The sequence below is a fragment of the Eubacterium sp. 3_1_31 genome (assembly GCF_964249515.1).
Classification (GTDB): domain Bacteria; phylum Bacillota_I; class Bacilli_A; order Erysipelotrichales; family Erysipelotrichaceae; genus Longicatena; species Longicatena caecimuris.
Genome location: NZ_CAXUBY010000065.1, coordinates 1 through 12,707 on the forward strand (window position 1 = coordinate 1; position 12,707 = coordinate 12,707).

The window sequence follows — 12,707 nt, forward strand, 5'->3', positions numbered from 1 at the left end:
ATCATGGTGGCAATTTTCATAAAGAAGAGCTTTCCTTCCTAATTTCGCGAAAGCGTGCATGCTGGCATTTCCTAGTATCAACCGATTTAACTTCTCTACGTTATCGTTGGTATTCTTGGTATCAACCGACTTAACTTTTCTACGTTATCGTTGGTATTCTTGATATCAACCGATTTAACTTCTCTACGTTATCGTTGGTATTCTTGATATCAACCGACTTAATTTCTCCCTACGTTATAGCGGTACTATAGTTATAGCTGTACGTATATTTATTTCTTTGCCTTTAAGATCCAATAGCCTTTTTCTTTTTCAATGATGTCACAATTACCGAACACTTCTTTGATTTTATTCACTGCACTATTTGCGCCCTGTTGTTTACGAATAACAACCCATAAGCAGCCGCCTTCACATAAATGATCATAAGCTTTTTCAAAGATTTCATAAATGACCTTCTTACCGGCCCGGATGGGTGGATTGGTTAGGATGTCAGTATAAGTATTCCCAGTTACCTGTGCATATACATCGGACTCATGAATCTGCACATCCACATGATTGGCCTTGGCATTTTCTTTAGCTAGGGCGATTGCACGTGGATTGACATCGACCATTTCCACATGCTTATCGGGATATGTATGCTTGATGATGATACCGATTGGTCCATATCCGCAGCCAACATCAAGTATCGTATCCTGTAGTTCATCTCTTTTCAGCAGGGTGTTTAAGAAGACCTGTGTTCCAAAATCAACACCGCCTTTTGAGAAGACACCGTTATCAGTTAAGAAAGTATAGTTAAAACACCAAAACCGGAAAGATATTTCCTTCCGGTTTTCTGCTAAATGACGATTATCTGTAAAATAATGATCCATCGTTATCCCGCCTTTTTTAGGTGACAAAAAGCCCGAAGGCTTTTTGTAGTTCATCAAGATGTGTAAGTTATTACTTAACTTCTACGCTAGCTCCAGCGTCCATCAATTTCTTCTTGATTTCTTCTGCTTCTTCTGGGCTAACATTTTCTTTGATTACGCTTGGTGCTTTGTCAACCAGACCCTTAGCGTCTACCAGACCTAAGCCTGTGATTTCACGTACAGCCTTGATAACAGCAACTTTTGTTCCACCGATGTCTGTTAATGTAACAGTTACTTCGCTTGGTCCTTCAGCAGCAGCACCTGCATCAGCAGCAGCTGCAACAGCAACTGGAGCAGCAGCCGTTACGCCAAATTTTTCTTCGATTGCTTTTACTAATTCATTCAGTTCTAAGATTGTAGCTTCTTCTAAGTAAGCTAAGATGTCTTCCTGGTTTAATTTTGCCATGTTCTTTTCCTCCTAGTTAATAGTTTGTCTGCATGCAATTAAGCAGCAGCTTCTTCTGTAGCTTCGGCAGCTGGTGCTGCACCTTCTTCTTTGCTTTCTGCAACAGCTTTAACAGCACATGCGAATCCGCGTACTGGTGACTGTAAGCAGCTTAACAGCATTGATAACATACCTTCACGGTTTGGCAGACTTGACAACTCTTTGATTGTGTCAACACTGACTACCTTACCTTCTACGATACCGCTCTTCAGTACAAGCTTGTCGTGTGTTTTCGCAAATTTTGCTAATACACGAGCAGGGGCAACTGCGTCTGGTCCAAATGCGATTGCGTTTGGTCCAACCAAGTCTTTTACTAATTCACTGGCACCGGCTTCTTCGGCAGCACGCTGAGCAAGAGAGTTTTTGTAAACCTTGAACTCTACGCCTTCTGCGCGAAGATCTCTACGCAGCTGTGTTACTTCCGCAACACTCAGACCACGATATTCAACAACTACGGTTGAATCGGCTTCTTTCATTTTCTGAGCAATTTCAGAAACGACTGCCTTTTTGCTATCGATGATTGCCTGGTTCATGAACTTCACACCTCCTGATTTATATGTAACAATATACCTTTCAAGAGTGATATAAAACACCCGCAAACTGGACAGTCTACGGGTGAAAGTTTTATCTACTTGCTTTCTACCTCGGTAACATGATTAAGCTGTTACGCCGTTACTGTCTATGGTATATTGATAACATCGAATATTTTAAACGTTGTTTTGCAGTTTGTCAACCTTATTTAACGATTTCGACATGGATGCCAGGACCCATTGTTGTTGTTAATACAAGGTTTTTGATATAAGCACCCTTAACTGCAGCAGGGCGTGCTTTTACGATTGTGTTGTAGATTGCGTTGAAGTTGTCCACTAACTTCTCATCGTCAAAGCTTACTTTACCGATCATCAGGTTAATGTTACCTTCTTTATCAACACGGTATTCTACTTTACCTTTTTTGATGTCTTCGACAGCTTTTGCAACATCCATGGTAACTGTACCAGTCTTAGGGTTTGGCATTAAGCCCTTAGGTCCTAACAGACGACCTAATTTACCTAATTCACCCATCATGTTTGGAGTGGCAACGATTACATCGAAGTCAAACCATCCCTTCTGGATCTCTTCTAACAATTCTTTTCCACCAACGAAATCTGCGCCAGCGTCTTTTGCTTCCTGTTCCTTAGGTCCCTGTGTAATAACACAAACTTTCTGTGTTTTACCAGTACCATGTGGCAGTACCATAGCACCACGAATCTGCTGATCTGCATGACGTGGGTCTACATTTAATTTGAAGCTAACTTCAACAGATGCGTCGAATTTAGCGATGTTTGTTTCTTTTGCTAATTTTACAGCTTCAGCTACCGAATAAGACTTTGAGCGGTCGATTTTCTTAGCAGCTTCAGCGTATTTCTTTCCAACTTTTGCCATATCTATTTACCTCTCGCCTTTCTTATCCTTCATAACCTTCAACTTTAACGCCCATGTTTCTAGCAGTACCAGCAACGATACGCATAGCAGCTTCTACATCATTTGCGTTTAAGTCAGGCATTTTGTATTCTGCGATTTCACGCAGCTGATCAACTGTAATTGTTCCAGCGGTTTCTTTCTGATCACCACTAGCCTTCTTGATGCCAGCAGCTTTCTTGATCATGATGCTTGCTGGAGTTGTTTTTAATACGAAATCAAAGCTCTTGTCTTCGTATGCAGTAATAATAACTGGTACCATATCACCATTACGGTCCTTTGTAGCATCGTTAAATGCTGTACAGAACTGCGGCATGTTGATTCCGGCAGATGCCAGTGCTGGTCCCGGTCTAGCTCCTCCTGCAGGGAACTGAAGTTTACAAATCTTTGCAACTTTTTTACTCACAAGACACACCTCCTATATATTGTTGTCTTATGCAGTGGTTTGATTGAAGGAGCTGCTCCTTCTCCCACGCATTCTAAAACACCACAAAATGTGGCGCTCTTGTATTTTAATACGAATGGAAATGAAATGCAAGAAGAAGTGTTTATTTTTTTAAACTTCTTTTCCAAAAGCGATAGTAGGTATTAAAAAACGATACTCTTTATGAAATGCATAACGTTTGTCCCATATATAGCAAAGGTTCAATACCATCATGGCATTGAACCTTTCTTACTTTATTTCACTTGTTTTTTCGCGGTTGGTTTTTTTCTCTTATATTCTAATAAGACACCGCCAAAACTTGGCACATCTACTGTAATGGTATAAGGACGTTTATTGCATTCTTCTTTTATCGTTTTATATTTCTGCAATGTTGTAGTTTCTCCTCCATATATATCCATATCCGTATTCAGAATTTCCTGATAGGTTCCACTTTCAGAAACCCCGAAGGTATGAGCCTTATATACATTAGGTGAAAAATTCAGAAGAACGATATAATTCTTAGTTTCCCCTTTTCGCATATAACTAAAGAGATTTTCATCCGCATTATCCGCATCGATCCATTCAAAAGATTCCCAGTCATATTCTTTTTCATACAGCGTAGCCGATTTACAGTATACTTCACCTAGTTTCGCAAAGTATTTATGGAAAGCGTCGTGCATCGGATATTTTAATAGATCCCAATCGCACTGTTTTTCTTCATCCCATTCACGGAAATGAGCCAATTCATTTCCCATGAAGTTTAGCTTTTTACCAGGATGTGTAAACATATACAAATATAACGTTCTTAATTGCGCAAATTTTTGTTCATAGGTTCCAAAGATTTTATCAACAATTGTCTTCTTGCCATGTACTACTTCATCATGAGAAAATTCCATCAAGAATCTTTCAGAATAGAAATAGGCCATTGAGAAAGTAATATTATTATGATGCCATTTACGGTAAATAGGATCTTTTTCTAAATATTTCAAGGTGTCATTCATCCAGCCTAAATCCCATTTATAGTCAAAGCCCAAACCGCCTTCAACCGTCGGATGTGTAACCTTAGGGAAATCACTAGAATCCTCTGCTATCAGCATGATTCCAGGGAATGCTTCATGTAAATTAAAATTCATTCGTTTAATAAAGTGCAATGCTCCTTCGTTTGTTCCTAAGTCTTTATTGCCATGCCAGTGAATAACATTGCTGATTGCATCCATACGAAGACCATCGACATGATATTTATCAATCCAGAAAGCTGCCGCTGACATTAAGAATGAGCGTACTTCTTCTTTCCATAGATTAAAATTAGCGGTTCCCCATTGTGAGTCTGCATCACATGCTTTCTCATATTCATATAGAGGCGTTCCATCAAAATAAGACAAAGAAAAATCATCTCGTACAAAGTGTACCGGCACAAAGTCCATAATGACACCAATTTTTGCTTTATGACATGCGTTAATCAGATACATCAGATCCTCACATGTACCATAACGGCTCGTTGCACTGAAATAACCGCTGCATTGATAACCCCAAGAACCATCGAATGGATATTCATTCAAAGGCATCAATTCAATATGAGTAAAATGATTTTCTTTTACATAAGCGATTAATTCTTTTGCTATGCTGCGATAATTTACCCATTCCACATCTTCTTCCTTTTTCCATGAGCCTATATGCAACTCATAGATATTCATTGGTTTTGCAAAGTTCTTATCTCTTTCTGCGAGCCATTTGCCATCGCTCCATTTTTTATATTCCAGATTTGTCACAATGGATGCTGTGTTCGGACGCAACTCTGAATAAAATGCATATGGATCCATTTTATCGACAACTCTGCCAGTTGCCTGTGTGATACGGTATTTATACATATCTCCTTCTTTAGCACCAGCAATAAATAATGTCCATACTCCTTTATCATCACTGCGACGCATCTTGTGTCCTTTACAGCTCCAATCATCAAAGCTTCCAATGACCTGTATTTCCTGTGCATGCGGCGCAAATGTCGTAAAACGAACACCCTTTTTCCCACGTTCTTCACAGATATGCGCACCAAAAAACTCATATGCATTGATGGCATTTCCTTTATAATAATTATCTAAAATTTTATTTTTCATGAGAACTCCTCCAGTTTCTATATCATATCTTTATTTTACTCTATTTTGCCTGTAAAACCTACAAGAATTTTGTTATTTTAAAGAATTTGTAATGGGTTTCAAGGTTTTTTGCTGTTTTTTTATACAAATCATGAAAATTGTCGTTTAGCCTTTGATAATCAAAGTTTTATGCATCTATGTTGACTTCTAATCCCATATAAGTTATTGTATATATAGAGTTATCCTAAGCTAACAAAAGGAGGCATTTTTATGATCATCTTAATCCCTTTACTTGTGTTATCTTTTGCCTATAGTACCTTTTTCATTAAGAAAAAACTATTGCAGATTGTTAAACTGTGTGCATAAGACATCATTCAATAAGCTTTGTCTTTCTATTGATCATTTTGGTTACCTTGACCTGGCATCCCGCATAAACTTTGCCTTTTCATGGCAGATGGTAAAATCTTCATACTCCTTTGCTAATTAAAACAGGAAGTCTTTACTATTTTTCAATAGTCTTAAGACTTCCTTATTTTTTCCCGAATCGGGCATTAAAATGTACTTTGCTATTTCTATTAACCAATCAGTTTCTTCATAGCATCTTGATAAGCTAATGTTTTTTCATGTGCGTCCTGTAAGGAAGTGCCTTTGATACAATAATAGAACTTACATTTTGGTTCTGTACCGCTTGGACGTATTGCTATCCAGCTGCCATCTTCTAAATAGTATTTCAAGACGTCTGATTTCGTAAAGCCACATAATTCACTCTCTACACCATTTTCTAAGATACGACATTCCTTGTAATCCTCAAAACGCGTTACCTTTGTTGCATTGATTTCTTTTACTTCACTCTTACGCAAAGTAGCTAAAATTTCCTGAATGCGTTCAGCTCCAGCCTGTCCTTCTAATTTCAAAGAAGTTTGGCTTTCTTCATAATAGCCCAATTCAGCATACAAATCATATAATACATCCACTAATGTCTTACCTTTTGCTTTATAGTAGCAAGCAGCTTCAGCTAGCATCAAACAAGCCTGTGGAGCATCTTTATCGCGTACGAATGGTTTAATCAAAGAGCCATAACTTTCTTCATAACCAAATACATACTGCTTTTCATTTGTCTTTTCATATTTCGCAACCTTTTCACCAATAAATTTGAAGCCGGTTAATGTCTTTTCTGTTGCAACACCATACTTTGTCGCAATCTTTTCTCCAAGATCACTGGTTACAACGGTATTAAACATGACAGGATTGTTTGGCATTTCCCCTTTTGCTGTCAATTGTGAGAAGATGTACTCAATTAAAACGGCACCACTTTGATTCCCTGTTAATAGTTTATAGTCTCCATTATGTTTAACACCGACACCCATACGGTCTGCATCAGGATCACATACCAAAATAATATCGGCATCTTCACGTTTTGCATATTCTAATGCCATTTCATAAGAACCTGCTTCTTCAGGATTTGGTGTTGGTGTATTCGAGAAATCAGGATCTGGCGTACATTGTTCTTCCACAGCCACAAAATGATATCCCGCACGTGTATATACCTCTTTCACTGGAATATTGGCTGTTCCATGCTCTGGGGTAAAGATAATTTTCACATCATCTTTTGGAATATCCGGATTCAACTGGATACTTAATACATTAGCATAATATTCTTCATCAACATCTTTTCCGATGACCGTAATGAGTTTCTCCTGTTCAGCTGTTGGATTCGCCTCAATTGCCAATTCATCCGCAACCGCATTCACACGATCAATAACTTGTGCAGCAAGTGCCGGTACTAGCTGACAGCCCTTTTCATCATACAATTTATAACCATTATATTCTTTCGGATTATGACTAGCCGTTACCATGATACCGCCGAAACATTGAAAATGTCTGACTGCAAAGCTTAATTCAGGAGTCGGGCGCAAGGATTCAAACACATAAGAACGGATGTTATACGTAGCCAACAACCTTGCAGAATCCATAGCAAACTCTTTTGACATATGACGGTTGTCATAACCAATCGCAATGCCGCGCTTCATAGCTTCTTCGCCATGTGCGCAGATATATTCAGCAAATCCCACATTTGCTTTACGAATCGTATGAATGTTAATACGATTTGTTCCAGGACCCAACAAGCCTCTCATTCCTGCTGTTCCAAATTCTATCGTTGTATAAAAAGCATCATTCATCGTCTCTTCATCCATGTTTTCAAGCACTTCTTTATAAGAAGGATCTAGGTTAGGATGATGTAACCATCTTTCATAAATATCTTTGTACATTTTCTCATTCTTCCTTTCTGTATTGCTGTTTCTATTATAGCATACTTCATTTACATTTTATATCAAACTTTATCGAAATGTAAGCGATTACCACAGATTTCTGTGATGCATTATGTTTCTTTTTTATTACCTTATAAAAGAGTTGAAAAAAAAGATGACCTTTGTCATCTTTTTCATCATAATTTCATTAACCGATGATTTTCTGTGCGCGCAATACTTCTTCGATAGCAGCGATTGCAGAATCTTCATCATCACCATTACAAGTGATTGTGATTTCAGACTGTGTTGGGATTCCCAGTGACATAACACCCATGATGGATTTCATGTTTACTTCACGGCCTTTGAAAGACACGTTAACTTCACATTTGAATTTGCTTGCAGCGTTTACAGCAACAGTAGCTGGACGTGCATGCAAACCAACTGGGTCGATTACAGATACAGTAATTTGTTTCATTTTATATTCCTCCTAAATTAACTTATTTACATACTCTATTTTAAACCATTTTGATACCACTTACAATCTTTTTTTTAACGAAAACAAAGGAAATCGCCATTATTTTAAAAAGCCGATTCGTTTTTCAAGAAATTCGTCACAATTCCACACTTCAATTCCCTGCTTTTTACAGAGCTGTACAAAAACACCATCACCATCTTTTAATTTCCCTTGAAAAGTACCGTCATAAATACGCCCTTTTCCACAGCTTGGGCTTCTTGGCTGTAAGATTACCAAATCTACTTTTTCATCAAGCAACCGCTGTACTTCCTTTTCAGCGCCTCTTATAAAAGCGTCTGTCACATCTTCCTTATCTGTATTCAAGATACGTCCGTTAACGATCTCACAACATGCCCGCGGAACCGGTAAACCACCGGCTATTTCAGGGCATACTGTAAGATGAGGACGATCCTTTAAAAATGCTATAATTTTGGCATTTTCATTGTTACCGCCATTGTATTTACAATTCACGCCCATAAGACATGCACTCACCGCATAGTTCATTCATTTTGCCCCTTTCCCTTTCGATTTGATCACTCATGTAGCATCATTATACCATACTTTCAAAGAACGCAACAATTTCAACAAATCCTCTGAGTAAGTGCTTTGATCGGTTATCCTTTTATAAAAATCATATAGCTTATTATTTTATTTAATAAGCTATCTTTCTCATCAGCCGATATAGAGATTTCCTATATCTTTCACATAGACCAATATCAAATACGTCCCTAGATCCTTCATGTGTCAATCTGCTTGCTATTTGCTTCTATCTTTTATATTGCCTCTTTCTTTTCTTCCTTAACATATTTCACAAAATCTCCATGCGGAATTACCGCTTTTAAACGCTCCGCATTCTTTTCATAATCCAAGGAAAAGCAATAGACTTCCAATTCTAAAAGTGCGCCTTGTGTTGTACGTATTATCTTTCGTGCTTTGTAGTACTCCCCTAACGTATCTTTATGACAGCCCTCCAGCTCATCAATCGCTGATGCAACCTGTTCATCAATCTCATAAATTTCACCAAAGACATCTTGATCACCATCCAGCAATGCCGGATACGCCGCATCTTTTAATGCGTAGAGGCAGCCTTTTACATATCCATATCCAACAAAGCGGCTTTTCCCTTTCAGATAACGTTCATAGTTATACATTCCCTTACGTAAAGAACCATATACAAATATCTGTTTCATTAACAAATCGTGCCTTCACTTTCTTTAACATCAATTGCTTGCTCAACCATTGCCGTTATCGCCGCTTGAATACCTTTTACAATGATATCCAATGCCATACTTGGCTGATTTGGTTTATCAACAACCTGACTTGGGAGATATGGAATATGAATAAACCCACTTTTTTGTCCTTTTCCACGTTTTTCTAATAAATAGCGAACGCCATAGGTAACATGATTGCACACAAAGGTCCCTGCTGAATTAGATATAGAGGCTGGTATACCTGCAGAGCGTATGCTTTTGACCATCGCCTTAATCGGCAGATTAACAAAATAAGCATCCGGACCATCCGCAAAGATTTTTTCATCGATAGGCTGCTGATGACCATTATCTGCAATGCGATAATCATCAATATTGATACCAATGCGCTCTACCGTGATATCACTTCTGCCTCCTGCCTGACCAATGGATAGCACCATGTCCGGTTCATGGTCTTCAATCGCCTGTTTGATGACGGCAAGAGATGTATGGGCAATCGTTGGTATTTCTAATTTTATGATCTGTGCATTCGCAATTTCATCATCTAAACGTTTCACTGCCTCGATTGCCGGATTGATACTTTCCTTTCCAAACGGATCAAAACCTGTTACTAATATTTTCATAATCTTATGATACAGCTGTTATGTGCTGTATGTTCTCCTTTCCATACGCTTTATTCTGTGCCAATCAAAGCTTTTTAAACTTTTTTAAAAAGCTAAGGTCAGCATCAAGATGATATGAATGAGAATCAACAACAAAGCCATTGGTGCCTGTGCTTTGATGATGGTCCATTTATCCTTTGTTTCTAATACGGCCGTCGGTACAATGTTAAAATTTGCCGCCATCGGTGTTAATAATGTTCCACAATATCCACACGTCATACCTAAAGCTCCAACAACACTGGCATCACCGCCTTGAGCAATCACAAATGGAATACCTATCCCTACCGTTATAACTGAAAAAGCCGCAAAAGCATTTCCCATGATCATCGTAAAAATGACCATCGCAAGGCAATAGACAACCACACCAAAGAAGATACTACCTTCTGGTAAGATACCAGCCATCATTGTTGATATAACATCGCCAACACCGGCTTTAGTAAATACCTGCCCCAATGCACCTAACAACTGTGGCAACAAGGAGGCACTTCCCACCTGCATCAGCAATCTAGCCGTATCATGGCGTGTATCCTGAAAGTTTGGACGACAAATAAACATAGCGGTAAATAAAGCAAGGATGCATCCTGTTCCAACCATTACCGCACCGGGTAACGCTAATTCACCAAGTTTCACTCTTGACAATATCAACGCCACAACCGCTACCAACACCGCCGGTATAAATATCTTATTACCAATTTTTTCACTGTATTGTTGACGTGCTTTTTGATCTACTGGCGCAAATGTACCAACTTGTACTTGATGGGTCATGGTCAAACCGCCCATCACTAATAACAAGATGCCGCACACTTCATAGGGTAACACCTTACCAAACATAAAGATAACCCCAAGGATGCTCCAAAACAATGTCGTCCCCACTTTGGCATGTTCATTTTCCAAAGCCCGATAGGCTGCATTAAAACTGATAAATCCACAAAGGATAAAGATAAATTCCGCTGCATAATCTAAGAATGCCGCCATTTTATTCTTCCCTCCTTCGCAATTTCTTATCCTTTAGCCAAACCTGCACAAAGCTTAAGCACAGGACAATTATGGCCACCGGTATGGAAGCTGCTGCTACAGAACTGATCGTAACTTCTCCATAGCCGGCTTCTGCTAACGCTCCCTGTATCAATAAGACACCACTTGCGGCAGGAAACAGATTTTGCGCAAAAAAGTTCCCATAGTTCTCAATGGAGGCTGTCATTCCTTTTAATGTATCTCTTTGCTTTTCATTTAAGGGTTCCCCCTTAGCCTTCTCTGCTGCCGCCTCTGACATCGGCAAAATCAAAGGACGTACAAATTCTACATGTCCTCCGATTCGTATATTTGCGGCACTGGCAATACTGCGTATGATCATATACAAAGCCAATACCTTGGCGGCAGATGCATTTTTAATCTTCCCTATCAAATAAGCAGAGCGTTCCTTAAGTCCATATCGCTCGATAATCGCAATAACAGGAAAAATCACCAAAAAAATCGACATCAAGCGATTATTCACAAAGGATTCTCCCATAATGTGTAATATTTCCATAAAGCTTAATCCGGATACCAAGCCAGTTACAAAACCGGCAATCAACACGGTCGCTAAAACATCAAATTTCATGACAAAGCCAGCGACGATGATAACGATACCGATAAGTTTTATATAATCCATTCTTTTGACTCCTTTCTAGAACGGTTTAAATTTTATCAAGGAATCAATCTCTATGCAAACAGGATTACCTTAAAATCTTATCATTTTATCCTTTTTTATAAAATACGATCTGCTGATTTCCAGTTCGTTCCTTATCTAGCTGATAACCATCTTCTTGAAACTGATAAACTTCTGCCAAAGTTTCTACTTGTCGCTGTGCCAAAAAGTGAACCATGCGTCCTCTTGCCATCTTGGCCTGTGTTGCCTCAACTTTACGTTTTCCCTTTTTTTCTACTTGGAAAATAACATCAATCCATTGTTCTTTTGGAATATAGGGACGTATTGCTTTCTCATATTCTTTACTTGAAAGATTCAAAAGATAGTTCTCTTTATGCGTATGAACTTCCTTTAGCAATACTTTAGCCAAAGTATCTTGCCAATATGCATATAGATCGTTATAATCTTGTACCTTTAGTTTACATTGCATTTCTAAGCGATAAGGTTGAATACTGTCAAAGGGTCTGACAATGCCATAAAAAGCGCTGAGGATACGCAGATGTTCCTGAAGATAGGAAAGCTCGCTCATCGCTAAATCTTCCATTTGCATATATTTAAATTGTAAGCCATCATAAGCTTCTATTGCACAATAGCCATTCTCATGAAAAGACAATTGATCAAAGCGTTGTTTTGTCTGTATAGCCAATGCTTCTTTCACATGCATGAAATGCATAATATCTTCTACTGTTAACATCTTTATATTCGCTAAAAGCAACTCTGCTTTTTCCCACAGCTGTGGCATGGCAGATGGTTTGTAATGGGTCGTTGTTTTCATTGTTTTTGTCGGTGAAATGATATAAAGCATAAAATCCCTCACTTTCTGTATGTATTATAACAGATATCCTCCATTTTGACAGAATGCTGATGGCATAAAAAAGGGGGTATCCAAAATCTTTAGGGGTCTTAACTTTCTTGTTTGTTTTTTCATTCCCCTAAAGTTGCCCCCTAATTTTCTAGTGAAACTCCCTAAAAGTTTAGTTGCATTAAGAAAGTAGGCGATAGTCATTAAACTACCGCCCCTTATCAAACCGTACGTGCCCTACTAAGGCATACGGCTTACCA

General features: G+C 38.6%; 14 protein-coding genes and 1 other annotated feature. All 14 genes read right to left on the reverse strand.

What is annotated here, in order from left to right; genetic code table 11:
• Nucleotides 1–269: 269 nt before the first annotated feature.
• Nucleotides 270–866 (reverse strand): class I SAM-dependent methyltransferase, encoded by a 597-nt coding sequence (locus ACESSZ_RS15525; RefSeq protein WP_008977705.1) that lies wholly within the window; start codon nucleotides 864–866, stop codon nucleotides 270–272.
• 70 nt (nucleotides 867–936) lie between these two features.
• Nucleotides 937–1,311, reverse strand: coding sequence for a 50S ribosomal protein L7/L12 (gene rplL / locus ACESSZ_RS15530; protein WP_008691281.1), 375 nt, complete (start codon nucleotides 1,309–1,311; stop codon nucleotides 937–939).
• A gap of 38 nt (nucleotides 1,312–1,349) precedes the next feature.
• A complete protein-coding gene (rplJ, locus tag ACESSZ_RS15535; protein WP_008977706.1) occupies nucleotides 1,350–1,883 on the reverse strand; it encodes a 50S ribosomal protein L10 in 534 nt (177 codons plus the stop codon).
• A gap of 43 nt (nucleotides 1,884–1,926) precedes the next feature.
• Nucleotides 1,927–2,053, reverse strand: a sequence feature (ribosomal protein L10 leader region).
• 32 nt (nucleotides 2,054–2,085) lie between these two features.
• A complete protein-coding gene (rplA, locus tag ACESSZ_RS15540) occupies nucleotides 2,086–2,772 on the reverse strand; it encodes a 50S ribosomal protein L1 (protein ID WP_008691279.1) in 687 nt (228 codons plus the stop codon).
• A 22-nt stretch (nucleotides 2,773–2,794) separates the two neighbouring features.
• The gene (gene rplK / locus ACESSZ_RS15545; protein ID WP_008691278.1) at nucleotides 2,795–3,214 is read right to left on the reverse strand and encodes a 50S ribosomal protein L11; all 420 of its coding nucleotides are present in this window, start codon (nucleotides 3,212–3,214) and stop codon (nucleotides 2,795–2,797) included.
• A 272-nt stretch (nucleotides 3,215–3,486) separates the two neighbouring features.
• Nucleotides 3,487–5,346: a 1,4-alpha-glucan branching protein GlgB gene (gene glgB, locus ACESSZ_RS15550; protein ID WP_008691277.1), complete on the reverse strand. Its 1,860-nt coding sequence runs from the start codon at nucleotides 5,344–5,346 to the stop codon at nucleotides 3,487–3,489.
• A gap of 554 nt (nucleotides 5,347–5,900) precedes the next feature.
• Nucleotides 5,901–7,595 carry a phospho-sugar mutase gene (locus tag ACESSZ_RS15555; protein WP_008691275.1) on the reverse strand — a complete coding sequence of 565 codons (1,695 nt, stop codon included), beginning with the start codon at nucleotides 7,593–7,595 and terminating at the stop codon, nucleotides 5,901–5,903.
• 187 nt (nucleotides 7,596–7,782) lie between these two features.
• The gene (locus ACESSZ_RS15560) at nucleotides 7,783–8,049 is read right to left on the reverse strand and encodes a phosphocarrier protein HPr (protein ID WP_008691274.1); all 267 of its coding nucleotides are present in this window, start codon (nucleotides 8,047–8,049) and stop codon (nucleotides 7,783–7,785) included.
• 99 nt (nucleotides 8,050–8,148) lie between these two features.
• On the reverse strand, nucleotides 8,149–8,592 hold the full coding sequence (locus ACESSZ_RS15565; protein ID WP_008691273.1) for a 2-thiouracil desulfurase family protein: 444 nt from the start codon (nucleotides 8,590–8,592) through the stop codon (nucleotides 8,149–8,151).
• Between the two features lie 269 nt (nucleotides 8,593–8,861).
• Nucleotides 8,862–9,278: a gamma-glutamylcyclotransferase family protein gene (locus ACESSZ_RS15570; protein ID WP_331866849.1), complete on the reverse strand. Its 417-nt coding sequence runs from the start codon at nucleotides 9,276–9,278 to the stop codon at nucleotides 8,862–8,864.
• The gene (gene pcp / locus ACESSZ_RS15575; protein WP_132225546.1) at nucleotides 9,278–9,919 is read right to left on the reverse strand and encodes a pyroglutamyl-peptidase I; all 642 of its coding nucleotides are present in this window, start codon (nucleotides 9,917–9,919) and stop codon (nucleotides 9,278–9,280) included. Before pcp ends, ACESSZ_RS15570 begins: the two co-directional genes overlap by 1 nt.
• Nucleotides 9,920–10,003: 84 nt before the next feature.
• Nucleotides 10,004–10,933, reverse strand: coding sequence for a DUF979 domain-containing protein (locus tag ACESSZ_RS15580; RefSeq protein ID WP_008691270.1), 930 nt, complete (start codon nucleotides 10,931–10,933; stop codon nucleotides 10,004–10,006).
• 1 nt (nucleotide 10,934) lies between these two features.
• Entirely contained in the window at nucleotides 10,935–11,609 is a 675-nt protein-coding gene (locus ACESSZ_RS15585; protein WP_331866848.1) for a DUF969 domain-containing protein, read from the reverse strand.
• 85 nt (nucleotides 11,610–11,694) lie between these two features.
• Nucleotides 11,695–12,450 carry a peroxide stress protein YaaA gene (gene yaaA, locus ACESSZ_RS15590; RefSeq protein ID WP_331866847.1) on the reverse strand — a complete coding sequence of 252 codons (756 nt, stop codon included), beginning with the start codon at nucleotides 12,448–12,450 and terminating at the stop codon, nucleotides 11,695–11,697.
• Nucleotides 12,451–12,707 lie beyond the last annotated feature (257 nt).